Genomic DNA, 19032 nt, shown 5'->3' on the forward strand with positions numbered 1-19032 from the left:
AAACAACGTGACGAGGGACATCGCCATGTTCTACGTGCAACGCAACGCCGCCGGCCAGTTGCTGCGGGTGGAAGCAGCCGCGTTTGATCAGTTCACCGAAATGCTCCCTTCAGACCATGCCGATATCCAGGAATGGTTTGCCGATGATGTCGTGGAGAACAGCCTCAACCAGCTCAAACAAAGCGACCTGGACATGATCCGCGTGCTCGAGGACCTGATCGACGTGTTGACCGCCAAGGGCGTGTTCAAGATCACCGACCTGCCCGCCGGCGCGCAGGCCAAGCTGCTCAACCGTTCCACGGCGCGCAAGGCGCTCAGCAGCCTCAATAACCTGATTGACGAAGAAGAGCAGGGCGGGCTGATCTGACTGCAGGACGCTCCCGCGACAGTGATATTGTTATTCCTTAATGGTATTTAAATTATTGTATTTATGACTTTATAGTCGCTTTCACTGCGTACCCGTCGACCAATCGATGCGCCGCACGACTTGAACCCACACGGGAAATCCCCGTGCGTTTCTGATCGTTGCGCGCCATTGAGGTCGCGCATTGCGTGGGAGTGAAAAATGTCAGCCGCCTTGAACGCCTTGTCGTCCATCGACAGCGCCCAGCCGCAAGTTTTTGAAGTTCGCCCCTTCTCGGGTGCCGTCGGCGCCGAGATCTTAGGCCTGGACCTGGCCAAACCGGTCAGCGCCGAGGATTTCACCCGTATCCATCGCGCCCACCTCGACCACCATGTGCTGGTGTTCCGCGACCAGCGTATCACCCCGGAACAGCAGATCGCCTTCAGCCGCCGCTTCGGTGAGTTACAGATCCATGTGCTCAAGCAGTTCCTGCTGACTGGCCACCCCGAGATCCTGATCGTTTCCAACATCATCGAAAATGGCCAGAACATCGGCCTGGGTGATGCCGGCAAATTCTGGCACTCGGACCTGTCGTACAAAGAGCTGCCAAGCCTCGGTTCCATGCTGCATGCCCAGGAACTGCCAAGTGAAGGCGGTGACACCCTGTTCGCCGACATGCATAAAGCCTGGGACGCTGTACCTGACACCCTGCGCAAAGTGGTCGAGGGCCGCAGTGCCGCTCACTCCTATACCGCCCGTTACGCTGAAACCAAATTCGAAGGCAACTGGCGCCCGACCCTGACTGCCGAGCAACTGGCGCAGGTAAAGGAGGTCATTCACCCGGTAGTCCGCACCCACCCGGAGAACGGCCGCAAGGCCCTGTTCGTCAGTGAAGGCTTCACCACCCGCATTGTCGGCCTGCCTGATGATGAAAGCCGCGACGTGCTGCAGCAGCTGTATGCCCTTAGCGTGCTGGAGCAGAACATTTATCGCCACCAGTGGCAGCCCTATGACCTGGTGTTCTGGGACAACCGTTCGCTGATCCACTTGGCCACCGGCTGCCCCGCGCACCTGCGGCGCAAGCTGTACCGCACCACCATCCAGGGCGATGCCCCGTTCTGACGACTGAGGAAACCATCATGCGCAAATCCATCAGCCGCCTGGCGGCAAGCATCGGCCTGGGCGCAAGCCTGGTCGTCGGCAGCCTAGCCGCCCCCGCCGTGGCCCAGGCCGAAGGCAAGATCCGTATTGCCGAACAATTCGGCATCGTCTACCTGCTGCTGAACGTGGTGCGTGACCAGCACCTGATTGAGAAACACGGCAAGGAGCAGGGCATCGACATCGAAGTCGATTGGGCGCAGCTGTCGGGTGGCTCGGCCGTCAACGATGCATTGTTGTCCGGTTCGGTGGACATCGCCGGCGCCGGTGTCGGACCGCTGTTGACCGTCTGGGACCGCACCAAGGGCCGGCAGAACGTGAAGGCCGTGGCTTCGCTGGGCAACTTCCCGTACTACCTGGTCAGCAGCAACCCCAACGTGAAGACCATCGCCGACATCTCCGACAAAGACCGTATCGCCGTTCCGGCGGTGGGTGTTTCGGTGCAGTCGCGCTTCCTGCAGTACGCCGCTGCCCAGCAGTGGGGCGACAAGGAATACAACCGCCTCGACAAATACACCTTGGCCGTGCCGCACCCGGACGCCACCGCCGCACTGTTGGCGGGCGGCACCGAGCTGAACGGGCACTTCTCCAACCCGCCGTTCCAGGACCAGGTGCTGGCCAACAAAGATGTGCACGTGGTGCTCAACAGCTACGACCTACTCGGCCCCAACTCGCCGACCTTGCTGTTTGCTACTGAGAAGTTCCGCAAGGACAACCCCAAGACCTACAAGGCCTTCGTCGATGCCCTGGCCGAAGCCGCAGACTTCGCCCAGAAAGACAAGGCAGCTGCCGCCGACACCTATATCCGCGTAACCAAGGCCAAGATCGACCGCGACGCGCTGATCAAGCTGATCGACAACCCGCAGTACGAATTTACCGTTACGCCCAAGAACACCTACAAGCTGGCCGATTTTCTCTATCGGGTAGGCGCCATCAAGCACAAGCCGCAATCGTGGAAGGATTACTTCTTCCAGGATGAACGCCCGCTGCAGGGGAGCTGACCGATCATGACCGCCCCATTGCCAGGCCACACGGCCAGCAACCTGAGCCGTGTTGCAACGCCGCCTTTGCTCAAGGTGGATAACCTCAGCCTCGAATACCGTACTGCGCAACGCGTGGTGCGGGCCACCCATCAGGTCAGCTTCGAAGTCGACCGCGCTGATCGTTTTGTACTGCTCGGCCCCTCCGGCTGTGGCAAGTCCACCCTGCTCAAAGCCGTGGCCGGTTTTATCCAGCCGCAAGAAGGCCAGATTCTGCTGCAGGGCCAGACAGTTCGTGGCCCAGGCCCCGACCGCATCGTGGTGTTCCAGGAGTTTGACCAGTTGCCGCCGTGGAAAACGGTGAAGCAGAACGTCATCTTTCCACTGCTGGTGTCTGGCCAACTCAAGCGTGCGGAGGCGGAGGAGCGGGCGCTGCATTATCTGGAGAAGGTCGGTCTGGCCGCCTTTGCCGATGCTTATCCACACACGTTGTCCGGTGGTATGAAGGCACGTGTGGCAATTGCCCGGGCCTTGGCCACCCAGCCCAAGATCCTGTTGATGGATGAGCCGTTCGCCGCCCTGGATGCGCTGACCCGGCGCAAGATGCAGGAAGAGCTGTTGCTGCTGTGGGAGGAAGTGCGGTTCACCCTGTTGTTCGTCACCCACTCCATCGAAGAAGCACTGGTGGTTGGCAACCGTATCCTGCTGTTGTCGCCGCACCCGGGGCGGGTGCGCGCCGAGGTGCATAGCCATCAATACGGCCTGGGCAGCCTGGGTGGCAGCGACTTCCAGGCCAGTGCCCGGCGTATCCACCGTTTGCTGTTCGATGAAGCAGATATCCCGGAACAGCCTGACAACCTTGGGTTCAACGATATTCGTATCGCTTACTGACAGGAGCCTCAGCCATGACGACTACACCTGTACGCCAGGAATACGAGGTGCAGCTGGAGCCCCTGCTCAGTGTGCCTGTAGAACGACAACTCCCCTTGGCCCAACGCCTGTGGCAGCAAGGCTGGTTGAGAAAGGCGGTCATATTGCTGGTGATCGCTGTGCTATGGGAAACCGTTGCCCGCTACCAGGACAATGACCTGCTGCTGCCAAGCTTTCTGCAAACCGCCACGGCGCTATGGGATGGCATGATCAGTGGCGAACTGCCCGCCAAGGTCGGTGTTTCGCTGGTAATACTGCTCAAAGGCTATGTGCTGGGTATCGTCCTGGCCTTTGGCCTGACCAGCCTGGCGGTGTCGACCCAATTGGGCCGAGACTTACTGGGCACGCTGACCTCGATGTTCAACCCGTTGCCGGCCATTGCCCTGCTGCCGCTGGCCTTGCTGTGGTTCGGGCTGGGTGACAACAGCCTGATCTTCGTGCTGGTGCATTCGGTGCTATGGGCGTTGGCGCTGAATACCTATGCCGGCTTCCTCGGTGTGTCGGAGACGCTGCGCATGGCGGGCCGCAACTATGGTCTGAAGGGCCTGCGGCTGGTATTGCACATCCTCGTGCCCGCAGCCCTGCCGTCGATCCTGTCGGGGTTGAAGATCGGCTGGGCGTTTGCCTGGCGTACCCTTATAGCCGCGGAATTAGTGTTTGGTGCCAGCAGTGGCAAAGGCGGGTTGGGTTGGTACATCTTCCAGAACCGCAACGAACTGTATACCGACAAGGTCTTTGCCGGGTTGGCGGTGGTGATCCTGATCGGTCTGCTGGTGGAAGGACTGGTGTTCAATACGCTGGAGCGGTTGACTGTGCGGCGATGGGGGATGCAGCGCTAGCAGGTAAGCCAGTACCGGCCTTTTCGCGGCAGATTGACGCTAGAGTCCGCATCTGCGGGATCTTCGTCCTTGAAAGAGGCGCGAGGCGCCGAACCGCCGCGAAAGACCCTGTACTGGCTACAAATTCTGGTACTGAGCTGCCGCATTGCTCAGAATCCTGCCAATCTCTTCCCGCAAGCCGGCAGGCTGCTCTACCACCACCCTGTCCCCATGGCTCAACAACCACCAGCGTAATGGCCAGCCGTCACTTACCGTGCCGCGTAACCGATGCCCATGCTCCAGTGCCGTCAGTTGCATGTCGCTGCTCAATGGCGCATCCCGCAACTGCCGCGCCAGTGCATCGCTGATTCGCGCCACCAGCTCCACGCCCTCACCCTGCGATGGCTGCAACGCATCCCCTCGCAGATGTGTCAGCAAGTCGAAATTACCGCGCAATTCGCCCACGGCACTGGCCGACCAGTGCCAACCGAATGGAATGCTCTTGTCATTGCGTTCCAGCGGGAATATCAGCGAAAGCTCGTTGAGGTCACGCTCGACAGTGCGTTTGCTGACCGTGAAGCCAACGTCACGCAGGCGCCAGACCAGCTCGGCGCTGGTTATGCCTGGGGAACGGCTGGGCAACTGGCGCAGCAGCGCCCACTGTCGGCTGAGGGTGGCGCGAGTGGTGGCGAACGGCAAAAGATAACGTCCTTGTCTAGGCTTGCCGCAATAGGATGGCGGCATGCGTGGGGCATGGCAATTGGCCACAGCCTGCTCAGATCAAGGAAGTCGCATTTGGTTGCCTCGTGCCGGTTCGTTCGCGACAGGTTTTGACGTGACATCACGCAGAATCACGCCTCATCACAGCCGAAGGTTGGGGTTGTGCGTCGTTCAATGAGGATGAACATGTCTGTTGCCAGCAATATCCATTCGCTACTTGCCCGCCTTCTGCCCGAGCGGGTCATCGCCCCTCCTGCCCCTGCAGGACGGCGACAGCGGCTGTTCTCCGGTGTGGGCTTGCCCAGCCAGCGGTCGCTGCTGGTCAACCGCCTGGATGAGGCCAACGACCTGCAGGCGGTGTACGTCGACCTGCGGCGTCAGGCATTGCAAGGCAGCGTGTCCGCATTGAACGACCTCGGCTGGATCTGGCTCAACGGCAAGTACTGGCGGGCCGATACCGTGCTGGCCGGGCACCTGTTGCGCATGGCGGCCCTGCAGGGCAATGCTGCTGCCTGGTTCAACCTTGGCCAGCAGCACTACTTCGGCAAAGGCATCGACCCTTCCTATGTGCAGGCGGCGGAGTGTTACCGGCAGGCCTTCGACCGCGGCATGCTGCATGCCGCCGCCGCACTGGGTGACCTGTATGAGGAGGAGGTGTGCGACGGTGACCTGGAATGGCAGGTTGACCTGGTGCAAGCCTATCAGTGGTTCTTGCGTGGCGCCGAACAGGGCGAGGCGCGTTATCGTTTTGAAATGGGCTACCGGTTGATGCATGGGCTGCACGTAGAGGCCAACCTCAAGGCAGCGCTGTACTGGCTTGAGCTGGCAGCAGCGGCGGGGGTGGTGCAAGCGGCAGAGGAGCTGGCGGTGCATTTCAGCAGCCGTGATGCGGTGCGGTATCAGGAGTGGCGGGACCGGGCGGTGCAGATGGGCAGCACATTGGCCTTGACCATGAAGCTGGAAGACCAGATCCATCCCTGAGTATTTCTCTTCAGTGCTGACTGAAAAATGAACAACATTTAACCAGGCTATCCGTCGTCCCCTGTTGACGACAGGGGGATGTCGGGGCGTATATTGATAGTTAGCAAACTATGAATATACTTGGTTCTCTTCATGTCCCTTGATTTCCTGCGCCTGCAAGTCAGCAGTGGCCTGGTAGTCGCTGCCCGCCACTGGCGGCGCATCTGTCATACCGCCTTGACCGGCTACGGCATTTCCGAGGCCTGCGCTGCGCCTTTGCTGATGATCGTGCGCCTGGGCGACGGCGTGCACCAGGTGGCTGTGGCCCAGGCCGCCGGCCTGGAAAGCCCGTCGCTGGTACGCCTGCTTGACCAACTGTGCAAAGCTGGCCTGGTGTGCCGCAGCGAAGACCCACTGGATCGCCGCGCCAAGGCACTGCGCCTGACTGCCGAAGGCCGTGCCCTGGCCGAAGCCATTGAAGCCGAACTGGTGCGCTTGCGCCGCGATGTGCTCGGCGGTATCGATCAGGCCGACCTGGAAGCTGCCTTGCGTGTGCTTCGTGCCTTCGAGGCTGCCGGCCTGGGCAGCGCAGGCGGGGTGGCATGAACGGTTTCTTCAGCTCTGTCCCTCCGGCCCGTGACTGGTTCTACGGCGTGCGCACCTTCGGCGCGTCCATGATTGCCCTGTACATTGCCCTGCTCATGCAACTGCCGCGTCCCTACTGGGCCATGGCGACGGTGTACATCGTCTCCAGCCCCTTCGTCGGCCCGACCAGCTCCAAGGCGTTGTACCGTGCCGTCGGCACGTTGCTCGGCGCTGGCGGGGCAATCTTCCTGGTGCCGCCGCTGGTGCAGTCACCGTTGCTGCTGAGCATCGCCGTTGCCCTGTGGACCGGCACCTTGCTGTTCCTTTCGCTGAACCTGCGCACGGCCAACAACTACGTGCTGATGCTGGCCGGTTATACCCTGCCGATGATTGCCTTGGCCGTGGTGGATAATCCGCTGGCAGTGTTCGATGTGGCTTCTTCTCGTGCGCAGGAAATCTGTTTGGGAATTGTCTGCGCGGCAGTCGTCGGGGCTATCTTCTGGCCACGCCGGCTGGCGCCGGTGGTAGTCGGTGCCACCGGAAACTGGTTCAACGAGGCGATTCGCTACAGCGACACCTACCTGGCCCGCGATGCCAGCGCTGACAAGGTCGGCGGTATGCGCGGGGCGATGGTCACTACCTTCAACTCGCTGGAGCTGATGATCGGTCAGCTCGCCCACGAAGGTGCCGGCCCGCATACCCTGAAGAACGCCCGCGAATTGCGTGGGCGGATGATCCATCTGCTGCCGGTGATCGACGCCCTCGACGACGCACTGGTAGCCCTGGAAGGCCGCGCCCCGGCCCAGTTCGCCCAGCTTCAACCCGTGCTGGAAGCCGCTCGTGAATGGCTCAAAGGCACCGCCGACAGCGCTTCGGTAGCGCACTGGGCCACGTTGCACGAGCAGATCGGCCGCCTGCAGCCCGCTACAGCCGCCCTCGACCAGCGCGCCGAGCTGCTGTTGTCCAACGCCCTGTACCGCCTGACCGAATGGGCCGACCTGTGGCAGGACTGCTGCACCCTGCAGCACGCCCTGCGTACCGATGATGCCAAGCCTTGGCGTGCGGTGTATCGCCACTGGCGGCTGGGCCGCCTGACAGCGTTTTTCGATCGTGGCCTGATGCTCTACTCGGTAGCCTCCACGGTTCTGGCGATCGTGGTCGCCTGCGGCCTGTGGATCGGCCTGGGCTGGAACGACGGCGCCAGTGCGGTAATCCTCGCGGCAGTTGCGTGCAGCTTCTTCGCCGCCATGGACGACCCGGCACCGCAGATCTACCGGTTCTTTTTCTGGACGCTGATGTCGGTCATCTTCTCCAGTCTGTACCTGTTTTTGGTACTGCCCAACCTGCACGACTTCCCGATGCTGGTGCTGGCCTTTGCCGTGCCGTTCATCTGCATAGGCACCCTGACCGTACAGCCGCGCTTCTACCTGGGCACCTTGCTGACCATCGTCAACACGTCGACCTTCATCAGCATCCAGGGTGCCTACGACGCCGACTTCTTTACCTTCCTCAACTCCAACCTTGCCGGCCCCGCGGGCCTTCTGTTCGCCTTTATCTGGACCCTGGTGATGCGCCCGTTCGGCGTGGAACTGGCGGCCAAGCGCATGACCCGCTTCGCCTGGCGCGACATCGTCGAAATGACCGAGCCTGCGACATTGGCCGAACACCGCCAGGTTGGCGTACAGATGCTCGACCGCCTGATGCAGCACCTGCCACGTCTGTCGCAAACCGGCCAAGACAGTGGTGTGGCACTGCGTGACCTGCGCGTAGGGTTGAACCTGCTCGACCTGCTGGCGTACATGCCGCGCGCCGGCCAGCAGGCTCGCGAGCGCCTGAACACTGTGGTCGAGGAAGTCGGTGCGCACTACGCCGCCTGCCTGCGTGCTGGCGAACGCCTGCATGCCCCGGCCGCACTGCTGCGCAACATGGAACGCGCTCGCCTGGCGCTGAACCTGGATGAGCTGTACGAGCGCGGCGATGCCCGCACCCACCTGCTGCATGCCCTGAGTGGCCTGCGCCTGGCGCTACTGCCGGGGGTGGAGGTGATGCTCGAACCCGCCGAACAACCGCAACTGCCCCCCGGGCTCGACGGAGCGCCCTTGTGATTGGTGAACTGGATATCAGCGGGGTGTTTCTGCCCACGCTGCTGGTGATGATGTTTGGCACCTACCTGCTGTTCCTGGGGGTGCACGCGGTGCTGGTGCGCCTGCATTTCTACCGCCTGGTCTGGCACCGGGCGTTATTCAACGTTGCCCTGTATGCCGTGCTGCTCGGCGCGGTGGACCACTTTTGTCGAAACCTGATGCTGCCATGAAAAAACCTTTGCTGACCTTGGGCCGTGTGGTCCTGACCTTGCTGGTAGTGACCTTCGCCGCCGTGCTCGTGTGGCAGATGGTGGTCTACTACATGTTTGCCCCCTGGACCCGAGACGGCCATATCCGCGCTGACGTGATCCAGATCGCCCCCGATGTGTCGGGATTGATCCAGAAGGTCGAGGTGCGCGACAACCAGACCGTCAAACGTGGCGACGTGCTGTTCACCATCGACCAGGACCGCTTCACCCTGGCCCTGCGTCAAGCCAAGGCAACCCTTGGCGAGCGCCAGGAGACCCTGGCCCAGGCTTCCCGCGAAGCGCAGCGCAACCGCAAGCTGGGCAACCTGGTGGCCGCCGAGCAACTGGAAGAAAGCCAGTCCCGCGAGGCCCGTGCCCGTTCGGCTGTCAGCGAGGCGCAAGTGGCTGTCGATACTGCCCAGCTCAACCTTGACCGCTCGGTGGTGCGCAGCCCGGTAGACGGCTACCTCAACGACCGCGCGCCGCGTAACCACGAGTTCGTCACTGCTGGCCGCCCGGTGCTTTCGGTGGTCGACAGTGCCTCCTACCACGTCGACGGCTACTTCGAGGAAACCAAGCTGGGGGGTATCCATATTGGTGACGCCGTGGATATCCGCGTGATGGGCGACAACACCCGCCTGCGTGGCCATGTGCAGAGCTTCGCCGCTGGCATCGAAGACCGCGACCGCAGCAGTGGCGCCAACCTGCTGCCCAACGTCAACCCGGCGTTCAGCTGGGTACGCCTGGCCCAGCGCATTCCGGTGCGCATCGCCTTTGACGAAGTGCCGCAAGACTTCCGCATGATCGCCGGGCGTACTGCGACGGTGTCGATCATCGAGGGCCAGCGCCCATGAAACAGCTGATCCTGGCTGGCCTGTGCCTGTCGCTGGGGGCCTGCATGATGGTGGGGCCCGACTATGAGGTGCCTGGGGATGCGGCCGTGCAACGCAATGACCTGAACGGCCCGCTGCGCCAGGATGCCGACAGCGTCGTGTCAGCGCCGGTCCCCGAGGACTGGTGGCAGCTGTATCAGGATCAGCGGCTGAACGAGCTGGTGCGTCAGGCGCTGAGTGCCAACACCGAACTGCGCGTGGCGGCAGCCAACATTGCCAAAGCTCGCGCTCAGGTGGAGGTGGCTGAATCGCAAGGCGGCTTCAACGGTGGCGTCAAACTCGGCGCTCAGCGCTTGCAGGAGTCGGGCGAAGCCTTCCTGCAGCCCGAGAAGGTGCCGGTAGCCAACATCGGTGAGGCCATCATCAGTGCTTCGTACCAGTTCGACCTGTGGGGCACCTTCAAGCGTGGTACCGAGGCTGCCAAGGCAAATGCCGACGCGGTGCAGGCCGCTGCCGACACTGCCCGCATCACGCTTGTGGCGGACGTGGTCAAGGCTTATACCCAGGTGTGCTCGGCCAACGAGGAATACCACATTGCCCGTGAGTCCCTCGATTTGCAGGAGCAAAGCGTGAAACTCAACCAGCGCCTGCGCGATGCTGGGCGTGGCGATGAAACCCAGGTCACTCGCTCGCAGACCCAGTTCAAATCCTTGCGTGCAGAACTGCCACGCTTCAAGGCCGAACGCGAGACGGGCATGTACACCCTGGCCGCGCTGCTGGCCAAGCCGGTCGACCAGTTGCCTGCCGGTACCGCCGATTGTGCCGAGTTGCCGCACCTGAACCAGCTGGTTCCTGTGGGCGATGGCGCGGCCCTGCTCAAGCGCCGCCCCGACGTGCGCCAGGCCGAACGCCAGCTGGCTGCCGCCACCGCCTATATTGGCGTGGCTACCGGCGCGTTGTACCCGGATATCAGCATTGGCGCCCAGGTTGGCACCATCGGCATCCTGGAGAACCTTGGCGAGCCTTCGACCAACCGCTGGGGCTTTGGCCCGCAGATCAGCTGGAGCATCCCCACCAACGGCACCCGTGCCCGCATTCGCATGGCCGAGGCCTCGACCCAGGCGGCCCTGGCGCACTTCGATGGCGTGGTGCTGAACGCCATTCGCGAGACCCAGACCCGGCTGGCACAGTACAGCGCCTTGCTCGATCGGCGCGATGCGCTGGCCGAGGCGGAGAAGTCGGCGAAGGAAGCCGCGGACCAGACGCACCGGTATTACCAGGCAGGGCGTGAGTCGTTCCTGGCGGATTTGCAGGCCACGCGAACCTACACCGATATGCGTGCGCAGTTGGCTGCAGCCAATAGTCAAGTGGCGCAGGGGCAAATTGCCGTGTTCCTGGCGTTGGGTGGGGGTTGGAAGGGCACCGCCAAGCCCTGATGCGGTCCTTGAGGGCAGGTCCGCTATGCCCTCCACTTCATCTGATTTGTAGCAAGATTTTTCATGAAATCTGCCCAGCACCCTTGAGTGAAGCAAAGTGGAAGTGAACAATGTTCTCTTTCGCATTTCCTCCGAGACTGGCCATGAAAACCCGTTCCCGTCTGCTTGCCTGGCTGCCGGCTGCATTGCTCGGCCCGGTGCTGGCGCTGTGCAGCACCTTGGCGCTGGCCGAGTCCCCCGCCGAGGCTGCCAAAGCCCAGCACTTGCTGGACTACATTGGTGCCGACTACCCGCCGACCGTGCAGGACGGCAAGGTGATCGACGAGGGCGAATACCGCGAGCAACAGGAGTTCAGTGCGGTATTGGCTGACCTGGTCAAAGGCCTGCCCGCAAATACTGAACAAGCGGCTTTGGAACAGGGCGTCCAGGCGCTGCGCCAGGCCATCGACCAGCGTCAGGAAGGTACTGCGGTCGCCAAACAGGCCCGGCAGCTGGGTGCGCGACTGGCGGTGGCCTACGAGATCAGCCAGGCCCCGGTGATTACCCCGGACCCCGCCCGCGGCGCTGCGCTGTACGCACAGAACTGCTCGATCTGCCACGGCGACACCGGCGCCGGCGATGGCCCGGCTGGCGTGGGCCTGGAGCCTGCACCCGCCAACCTGCGCGATGTCTCGCGCCTGGACCAGTTAAGCCTGTTCGACCTCTATAACACCCTGGCCCTGGGTATAGACGGCACCGAAATGCCGTCGTTTGCCGACCAGCTGGACGACCGCCAACGCTGGGATGTGGCCGCGTATATCGCCAGCTTCACCGCCAAGCCGGAAGCGGGCAAAGGTGACAAGACCTGGAACCTCGCCGACCTGGCTCGCCAAACCCCGGCCGAAGTTGCTGCTAACGAAGGCACTGCGGCCGTCGAGGCATTCCGCGCCCAGCGTGCCCAGCCACCTCAGGTAAAGCGCGGCCCGGCGCAATTGCTCGAATACACTGCCAGCACACTGGAGAAGAGCCTGGCGGCCTACCGCGCAGGCGACCACGATCAGGCCTATGACCTGTCGGTGGCGGCCTACCTGGAAGGTTTCGAGCTGGTGGAAAGCTCGCTGGACAACATCGATACCCAGGCGCGCAAGGACACCGAGAAATCGCTGATGGCCTACCGTCAGTCCCTGCAGGACGGCCTGCCCGTGGAGCAGGCCGAACAGCGTCTGGCCGACGCCAAAACCAAGCTCGAGCAGGCGGCCAAGCTGCTGGGCAGCGATGGCCTGAGCTGGACGCTGAGCTATATCTCCGGTTTGCTGATCCTGCTGCGTGAAGGCCTCGAGGCGATTCTGGTGCTGGCGGCGATCCTGGCCTTCCTGCGCAATACCGGGCAGCAGTCGGCAGTGCGCAGCGTCAACATCGGCTGGGGCCTGGCGCTGGTTGCCGGCTTCGCCACCTGGGCGCTGGCGGCCTATGTGATCGATGTGGGGGGCGCTCAGCGCGAGCTGCTGGAAGGCTGCACGGCGTTGTTCGCCGCGGTAATGGTGCTGTGGCTTGGCGTGTGGATGCATGACCGCCGTCACGCTGCCGCCTGGAAGGACTACATCAAGAGCAGCCTGGTCAGCGGTGGCGGGCGCTTCGGCTTTGCCGTGCTGGCATTCTTCTCGGTATACCGCGAATTGTTCGAAGTGATCCTGTTCTACGAGACCCTGTGGCTGCAGGCAGGCCCCGCCGGGCATCAGGCGGTGCTGGCGGGTGGCGCGACGGCACTGGTGCTGTTGGTGGGCCTGGCCTGGGTGATTCTGCGGGGTTCGGCCAAGCTGCCGCTATCGCTGTTCTTCAGCATCAACGCCGCGCTGCTGTGCGCGCTGTCGGTAGTATTCGCCGGGCATGGCGTGAAGGCGTTGCAAGAGGCCGGTGTGCTGGGCACACGGCCAGTGGCGTTCTTTGAGTTCGACTGGCTGGGGATTCATGCCGATGCCTACTCGCTGTCGGCGCAAGCGGTGGCCTTGCTGGCCATCGTGTTCCTTTACGGCCGCTCGTGGCTGGCCGAAAAGCGCAGTGCTGCGGCCAACTGACTGGAGCCTGCGCGGTCCCACAGGGACCGCGCAAGGTCTCAGATCTTGCGCAAGCCTGATGCTCAGGCTGGCTGTGGCGCCTTGAGAATGTTCTGTAGCAATTGGACACTTTCAACGGCGTCATGACCCAGGCTGGTCAGGTAGCCGCCATCCGGCTGATCGGTCAGCCCCTTCTCATGCAGGCGTTGCGCAGCCGCGATCAGGGCAGGGGATGCGGTGCTGGTTATCTTGATGCCTTCCTGGCTGCTGTCGTGTTTGAACAGCGCGAGTACTTCCATTTCGTCGATCAAATCGGGGGTAAAAGGCATGGCGACTCCTGACTTCCAGACAAGGATTGCGGCACATTCTACGGTGCCTGATCTTCGAGTGTAGCCGGGTTATTCGTCGTCGCCTTGATCCATCTCAGGCGGCAGCTCCGGCAGTGCCCGCAGAGCGTTCTCATACCACTCACCGTTGAACGCACGGTCCTCTACCAGCATGTTGTCGATTTCGAAGGCCAGCACATGGGCCATCAGGTTCAGAATGTCTTCACGCTCATAGCCGACCAGCGTCAGCTTGTTGAACGTGGCCTTGGCCGCAGGCGGCTCGCCGCTTTCGATCTGGTTTTCGATGGCTTGGGTCAGCGTTGCCTCGGCGAAGGCTTCGTCGTCGTCATTGTCGATGTCGGTGGGCTCGCTCATCGCGGTACTCCTAGGATGGGATGCAACAGTGTGCCATGGCTATGGCGGCAATGCCCGGGCATTGACGGGGTGCATGACGCTGGTCAGTGGCAGGTGTTCAGTCTATAAAGGCCACGCCAACCCCTTACGGCCTGGAGGCTGTTTCGTCATGCTCAAGCTTTATGGATTCTCGGTCAGCAACTACTACAACATGGTCAAGCTGGCCCTGCTCGAAAAAGGCCTGACTTTCGAGGAAGTCACCTTCTATGGCGGCCAGGCGCCACAGGCGCTGGAAGTGAGCCCACGGGGCAAGGTGCCGGTGCTTGAAACCGAGCATGGCTTCCTCAGCGAAACCAGTGTGATCCTCGACTATATCGAGCAGACCCAGGGCGGCAAGGCACTGCTGCCAGCCGACCCGTTCGGCCAAGCCAAGGTGCGGGAGCTGCTCAAGGAAATCGAGTTGTACATCGAGCTGCCTGCGCGTACCTGCTACGCCGAGTCCTTCTTTGGCATGTCGGTCGAACCGCTGATCAAAGAGAAAGCGCGTGCTGACCTGCTGGCCGGGTTTGCCACGCTCAAGCGCAACGGGCGCTTTGCACCTTATGTTGCGGGCGAGCAACTGACACTGGCAGACCTGATGTTCTGCTTCTCGGTCGACCTGGCCAACGCGGTGGGCAAGAAGGTGCTGAACATCGACTTCCTGGCGGACTTCCCGCAGGCCAAGGCGTTGCTGCAACTGATGGGGGAGAACCCGCACATGCCGCGGATCTTGGCGGACAAGGAAGCGTCGATGCCGGCCTTCATGGAGATGATCCGCAGCGGCAAGCGCTGAGTCTGGTGTTGAGCCCTTCGCGGGCATGCCCGCTCCCACAGGTCTGCACCGTTTTTGAAACTTGTGCATTACCTGTGGGAGCGGGCGTGCCCGCGAACGAGGGCGAAGCCCTCGCCTTGGGGGATTAGCGAGACGCCAACAGGGCCTTGCCACGAACGACGGCAGCACGCACCTGCGCCGGCGCCGTACCACCAATGTGGTCACGCGCATTCACCGAGCCTTCCAGCGTCAGCACGGCAAACACGTCCTGCTCGATCTGGTCGCTGAATTGGCGCAGTTCGTCCAGGCTCATCTCGGCCAGGTCCTTGCCAGTGTCCACACCATACTTCACCGCGTGGCCAACGATCTCGTGGCAGTCACGGAACGGCAGGCCACGGCGAACCAGATAGTCAGCCAGGTCGGTAGCGGTGGAGAAACCGCGCAGGGCCGCTTCACGCATGATGGCGTGCTTGGGCTTGATCGCCGGGATCATGTCAGCGAAGGCCCGCAGCGAGTCGCGCAGGGTATCGGCGGCGTCGAACAGCGGTTCCTTGTCTTCCTGGTTGTCCTTGTTGTAGGCCAGCGGTTGGCCTTTCATCAGGGTCAGCAGGCCGGTCAGGGCGCCGAACACGCGGCCGCTCTTGCCACGTACCAGCTCTGGCACGTCCGGGTTCTTTTTCTGCGGCATGATCGAGCTGCCAGTGCAGAAGCGGTCCGGAAGGTCGATGAACTGGAACTGCGCGCTGGTCCACAGCACCAGCTCTTCGGAGAAGCGCGAAAGGTGCATCATCGCCACGCTGGCAGCGGCGCAGAATTCGATGGCGAAATCACGGTCCGACACGCCATCCAGCGAGTTGCCGGCCACGGCTTCAAAGCCCAGCAGCTTGCAGGTCAGTTCACGGTCGATCGGGTAGGTGGTGCCGGCCAGCGCGGCGCTGCCCAGTGGCATGCGGTTGGTGCGCTTGCGGCAGTCGACCAGGCGCTCATAGTCGCGGCTGAGCATTTCGAACCACGCCAGCAGGTGGTGGCCAAAGGTGACCGGCTGCGCCGTCTGCAGGTGGGTGAAACCAGGCATGATGGTTTCGGCTTCACGCTCTGCCTGCTCCAGCAGGCCCTGCTGCAGGCGGGTGATTTCGCCCAGGATCAGGTCGATTTCGTCGCGCAGCCAAAGGCGGATGTCGGTGGCCACCTGGTCGTTGCGGCTACGCCCAGTATGCAGCTTCTTGCCGGTGATGCCGATGCGGTCGGTCAGGCGTGCTTCGATGTTCATGTGCACGTCTTCGAGGTCGACACGCCAGTCGAAGTTGCCGGCTTCAATCTCGCCCTGGATGGTTTTCAGGCCATCGATGATGGTGTCGCGCTCGGCATCACTGAGCACGCCGACCTGCGCCAGCATGGTGGCATGGGCAATCGAACCCATGATGTCGTGACGGTACAGGCGCTTGTCGAAATCTACCGAGGCGGTGAAACGGGCGACGAAGGCGTCGACGGGCTCACTGAAGCGGCCGCCCCAGGACTGATTGGTCTTCTCGGTGCTCATGGATTCACTCATTGCAGGCGTGAACGAAAAAGTGGCGTCGATGATAGCAGGGTTGGGCTGGCTGCCGCAGGGCGCCGGTCGAGAGAAATGCCCGGAAAATCGCAGAGAAGGATTTCAAGGAATGAACGGCAGTGTTCCACGGACCGTCTACAGTTGGACAAAGGACTGGCAGTGAATCTGCCGGGCCGAGTGAATCTTTGGCCATCGCACCGGTCTAGAGCGTGACCGCAGTGTCGCTCGAACCACACCTGTCTACGCTATACCTGTGCGAGACTCATTCAGGAATCCAGCGCAATTATGAATGTCCTGATCGTTGATGACGAACCCCAAGGCCGTGAACGCCTCACCCGGCTGCTCGGCGAACTGGAGGGTTACACTGTGCTGGAGCCCAGCGCCACCAACGGCGATGAGGCCTTGGCGCTGATTGAAAGCCTCAAGCCCGATGTGGTCCTGCTGGACATCGGCATGCCAGGCCTGGATGGCCTGCAGGTTGCCGCTCGCCTGTGCGAACGCGAGGCGCCGCCCGCGGTGGTGTTTTGCTCCGGGGATGATGAATACGGTGCAGAGGCATTCAAGGACAGTACCCTCAGCCATGTGACCAAGCCCTTCCAGGCCCACGCCTTGCGCGATGCCTTGCGCAAGGCCGAAAAACCCAACCGCGCCCAATTGGCGGCGCTTACCCGGCCGGCCAATGAAGGCGGCGGCCCACGCAGCCATATCAGCGCCCGCACGCGCAAAGGCATCGAACTGATCCCGTTACCCCAGGTGATCTATTTCATTGCCGACCACAAGTATGTGACCTTGCGTCACGAAGCCGGTGAAGTGCTGCTTGACGAGCCACTCAAAGCCCTGGAAGACGAATTTGGCGAACGCTTCGTGCGCATCCATCGCAATGCGTTGGTCGCCCGCGAGCGCATCGAACGCTTGCAGCGCACCCCACTGGGGCACTTTCAGCTGTATCTGAAAGGCCTGGATGGCGATGCCTTGACCGTCAGCCGTCGCCATGTGGCCGGTGTGCGCAAGATGATGCAGACCCTCTGAGGCCCTTGGACTCGGCCCGCACCTGCACCTGACTGCGTATGACCTGTTGATCCGTATCTGCAAGCGATACCGGCGATGCTGTTATGATCGACGGTATTTCTCTGGATCGGGGCGTTTCATGTCCACTCGCGAAATCCGCATTGCCACCCGTAAAAGTGCTTTGGCCCTGTGGCAGGCCGAATACGTCAAGGCCCGCCTCGAGCAGGCCCACACCGGCCTGCAGGTGACCCTGGTACCCATGGTCAGTCGCGGTGACAAGTTGCTCGACGCGCCGCTGGCAAAAATCGGCGGCAAGGGGCTGTTCGTCAAGGAACTGGAAACCGCGCTGCTGGACAACGAAGCCGACATCGCCGTGCACTCGATGAAAGACGTGCCCATGGACTTCCCCGAGGGCCTGGGCCTGTACTGCATCTGCGAGCGTGAAGACCCGCGTGATGCCTTCGTTTCCAATACCTTTGACAGCCTCGAAGCGCTGCCCGCCGGCAGTATCGTCGGTACCTCAAGCCTGCGCCGTCAGGCCCAGTTACTGGCGCGCCGCCCAGACCTGCAAATCCGCTTTCTGCGCGGCAACGTCAACACCCGCCTGGCGAAGCTGGATGCCGGTGAGTACGACGCCATCATCCTCGCCGCGGCGGGCCTGATCCGTCTGGGCTTCGAAGACCGCATCACCTCCACCATCAGCGTCGATGACAGCCTGCCGGCAGGTGGTCAGGGCGCGGTGGGCATCGAGTGCCGCAGTGCCGACGTTGAGATCCATGCACTGCTGGCGCCACTGCACCATGTCGACACCGCTGACCGGGTGATCGCCGAGCGCGCGCTGAACAAACGCCTGAATGGTGGCTGCCAAGTGCCGATCGCCTGCTACGCGGTACTTGAAGGTGACCAGCTGTGGCTGCGCGGCCTGGTCGGCCAGCCTAGCGGCGGGACCTTGCTGGTGGCCGATGCCCGTGCACCCCGTGCTGCTGCCGAGGCCCTGGGCGTACAGGTGGCCGAAGACCTGCTGGGGCAGGGCGCCGAGGCCATTCTGAAGGAAGTCTACGGCGAGGCCGGTCACCCGTGAGCCAATGGCGCCTGTTGCTGACCCGGCCTGCCGAGGACTGCGCGGCGCTGGCGCAAAGCCTGGCGGCAGCGGGAGTGGGCAGCAGTTGCCTGCCCCTGCTGGAGATTGAACCCATTACCGTGCAAGCCCCACAGCGGCTGTCGCTGGAAGGCTTGCATGACTTCCAGGCGATCATTGTGGTCAGCAAGCCGGCCGCCCGGCTGTTGCTTGAGCATCTGGCCGAGACCAGCATCCAGCCTCCGCAGCGAGGCTGGTTCACCGTGGGTGAGGCAACCGCTGGTGTGCTGCAGGGTGCTGGGCTGAAGGTTTGCTTTCCGCCGCGTGGCGATGACAGCGAAGCCTTGCTGGCACTGCCGGCCCTGCGCCAGGCACTTACCGAGCCGGCACCGCGTGTCTTGATCGTTCGCGGCGTCGGAGGTCGCGAACTGCTGGCAGAGCGTCTTGCAGAGCAAGGTGCTAGTGTCGAATATCTGGAACTGTATCGTCGCTGCCTGCCGGCCTACCCGGCGGGTACGCTGATGCGCCGCATTGAAGCGGAACGCCTCAATGGCCTGGTGGTCAGCAGTGGGCAGGGTTTTGAACATTTGCAGCAGATGGCCGGTGCCGATTGGCTGCGGTTGGCCCAGTTGCCGCTGTTCGTGCCCAGCCCGCGGGTCGCCGAGCAGGCCAAGGCCGCCGGGGCCCAACAGGTTGTGGATTGCCGTGGCGCCAGTGCCACGGCCTTGCTGGCAGCCGTGCAGCGTAGCGCTGCACCTGCCTCTTAAGGCGCTAA

The 19032-nt window shown here is 62.6% G+C and carries 20 protein-coding genes; 16 read left to right on the forward strand and 4 right to left on the reverse strand.

Going from position 1 to position 19032, the window contains the following annotated elements; all coding sequences use genetic code 11:
* Nucleotides 1–25 precede the first annotated feature (25 nt).
* The 5 genes from LU682_RS00685 (at nt 26) to LU682_RS00705 (ending at nt 4250) form a co-directional block, all read left to right on the forward strand.
* Nucleotides 26–367, forward strand: coding sequence for a hypothetical protein (locus LU682_RS00685; protein WP_003255921.1), 342 nt, complete (start codon nt 26–28; stop codon nt 365–367).
* Between the two features lie 198 nt (nt 368–565).
* Complete coding sequence (locus tag LU682_RS00690; protein ID WP_010951557.1) at nt 566–1465, forward strand: TauD/TfdA dioxygenase family protein; 900 nt, start codon at nt 566–568, stop codon at nt 1463–1465.
* A gap of 17 nt (nt 1466–1482) precedes the next feature.
* A complete protein-coding gene (locus LU682_RS00695; RefSeq protein ID WP_010951558.1) occupies nt 1483–2502 on the forward strand; it encodes an ABC transporter substrate-binding protein in 1020 nt (339 codons plus the stop codon).
* Between the two features lie 6 nt (nt 2503–2508).
* A complete protein-coding gene (locus tag LU682_RS00700; RefSeq protein WP_010951559.1) occupies nt 2509–3372 on the forward strand; it encodes an ABC transporter ATP-binding protein in 864 nt (287 codons plus the stop codon).
* A 14-nt stretch (nt 3373–3386) separates the two neighbouring features.
* Complete coding sequence (locus LU682_RS00705) at nt 3387–4250, forward strand: ABC transporter permease (protein ID WP_010951560.1); 864 nt, start codon at nt 3387–3389, stop codon at nt 4248–4250.
* Nucleotides 4251–4367: 117 nt separating this feature from the next.
* On the opposite strand, the gene LU682_RS00710 is transcribed toward LU682_RS00705, so the two are convergent.
* On the reverse strand, nt 4368–4928 hold the full coding sequence (locus LU682_RS00710; protein WP_003255912.1) for a WYL domain-containing protein: 561 nt from the start codon (nt 4926–4928) through the stop codon (nt 4368–4370).
* A 207-nt stretch (nt 4929–5135) separates the two neighbouring features.
* Between LU682_RS00710 and LU682_RS00715 the strand changes: the two genes are divergently transcribed.
* The 7 genes from LU682_RS00715 to LU682_RS00745 all read left to right on the forward strand — a co-directional run bounded on the left by LU682_RS00715 (nt 5136) and on the right by LU682_RS00745 (nt 13149).
* Entirely contained in the window at nt 5136–5930 is a 795-nt protein-coding gene (locus LU682_RS00715) for a tetratricopeptide repeat protein (protein ID WP_232857514.1), read from the forward strand.
* Between the two features lie 132 nt (nt 5931–6062).
* On the forward strand, nt 6063–6515 hold the full coding sequence (locus LU682_RS00720; RefSeq protein WP_010951563.1) for a MarR family winged helix-turn-helix transcriptional regulator: 453 nt from the start codon (nt 6063–6065) through the stop codon (nt 6513–6515).
* Entirely contained in the window at nt 6512–8599 is a 2088-nt protein-coding gene (locus LU682_RS00725) for an FUSC family protein (protein WP_010951564.1), read from the forward strand. The genes LU682_RS00720 and LU682_RS00725 overlap by 4 nt, the downstream gene beginning before the upstream one ends.
* Nucleotides 8596–8808 (forward strand): DUF1656 domain-containing protein, encoded by a 213-nt coding sequence (locus LU682_RS00730; protein WP_003255905.1) that lies wholly within the window; start codon nt 8596–8598, stop codon nt 8806–8808. Before LU682_RS00725 ends, LU682_RS00730 begins: the two co-directional genes overlap by 4 nt.
* Nucleotides 8805–9680, forward strand: coding sequence for an efflux RND transporter periplasmic adaptor subunit (locus LU682_RS00735; protein WP_010951565.1), 876 nt, complete (start codon nt 8805–8807; stop codon nt 9678–9680). The genes LU682_RS00730 and LU682_RS00735 overlap by 4 nt, the downstream gene beginning before the upstream one ends.
* Entirely contained in the window at nt 9677–11095 is a 1419-nt protein-coding gene (locus LU682_RS00740) for an efflux transporter outer membrane subunit (RefSeq protein ID WP_010951566.1), read from the forward strand. The genes LU682_RS00735 and LU682_RS00740 overlap by 4 nt, the downstream gene beginning before the upstream one ends.
* 110 nt (nt 11096–11205) lie before the next feature.
* Entirely contained in the window at nt 11206–13149 is a 1944-nt protein-coding gene (locus tag LU682_RS00745) for an FTR1 family protein (protein WP_049588034.1), read from the forward strand.
* 62 nt (nt 13150–13211) lie between these two features.
* Here the strand turns inward: LU682_RS00745 and LU682_RS00750 are convergent, their stop codons facing one another.
* Nucleotides 13212–13457 carry a TIGR02647 family protein gene (locus LU682_RS00750; protein ID WP_003255900.1) on the reverse strand — a complete coding sequence of 82 codons (246 nt, stop codon included), beginning with the start codon at nt 13455–13457 and terminating at the stop codon, nt 13212–13214.
* Between the two features lie 69 nt (nt 13458–13526).
* A complete protein-coding gene (locus LU682_RS00755) occupies nt 13527–13829 on the reverse strand; it encodes a hypothetical protein (RefSeq protein WP_010951568.1) in 303 nt (100 codons plus the stop codon).
* A 148-nt stretch (nt 13830–13977) separates the two neighbouring features.
* Here LU682_RS00755 and LU682_RS00760 point away from each other — a divergent pair, with 148 nt between their 5' ends.
* A complete protein-coding gene (locus tag LU682_RS00760; RefSeq protein ID WP_010951569.1) occupies nt 13978–14640 on the forward strand; it encodes a glutathione S-transferase in 663 nt (220 codons plus the stop codon).
* Nucleotides 14641–14764: 124 nt separating this feature from the next.
* Here the strand turns inward: LU682_RS00760 and argH are convergent, their stop codons facing one another.
* Nucleotides 14765–16159 carry an argininosuccinate lyase gene (argH, locus tag LU682_RS00765; protein WP_049588037.1) on the reverse strand — a complete coding sequence of 465 codons (1395 nt, stop codon included), beginning with the start codon at nt 16157–16159 and terminating at the stop codon, nt 14765–14767.
* Between the two features lie 297 nt (nt 16160–16456).
* Here argH and LU682_RS00770 point away from each other — a divergent pair, with 297 nt between their 5' ends.
* The 3 genes from LU682_RS00770 to LU682_RS00780 all read left to right on the forward strand — a co-directional run bounded on the left by LU682_RS00770 (nt 16457) and on the right by LU682_RS00780 (nt 19024).
* Nucleotides 16457–17200, forward strand: coding sequence for a LytR/AlgR family response regulator transcription factor (locus LU682_RS00770; protein WP_010951571.1), 744 nt, complete (start codon nt 16457–16459; stop codon nt 17198–17200).
* A gap of 118 nt (nt 17201–17318) precedes the next feature.
* Nucleotides 17319–18260, forward strand: a complete 942-nt coding sequence (gene hemC / locus LU682_RS00775) for a hydroxymethylbilane synthase (protein ID WP_003255895.1) — start codon at nt 17319–17321, stop codon at nt 18258–18260.
* On the forward strand, nt 18257–19024 hold the full coding sequence (locus tag LU682_RS00780; RefSeq protein WP_010951572.1) for a uroporphyrinogen-III synthase: 768 nt from the start codon (nt 18257–18259) through the stop codon (nt 19022–19024). The genes hemC and LU682_RS00780 overlap by 4 nt, the downstream gene beginning before the upstream one ends.
* The last annotated feature ends 8 nt before the right edge of the window (nt 19025–19032 follow it).

It is taken from the genome of Pseudomonas alloputida (assembly GCF_021283545.2).
In the GTDB taxonomy this organism is placed as follows: Bacteria; Pseudomonadota; Gammaproteobacteria; order Pseudomonadales; family Pseudomonadaceae; genus Aquipseudomonas; species Aquipseudomonas alloputida.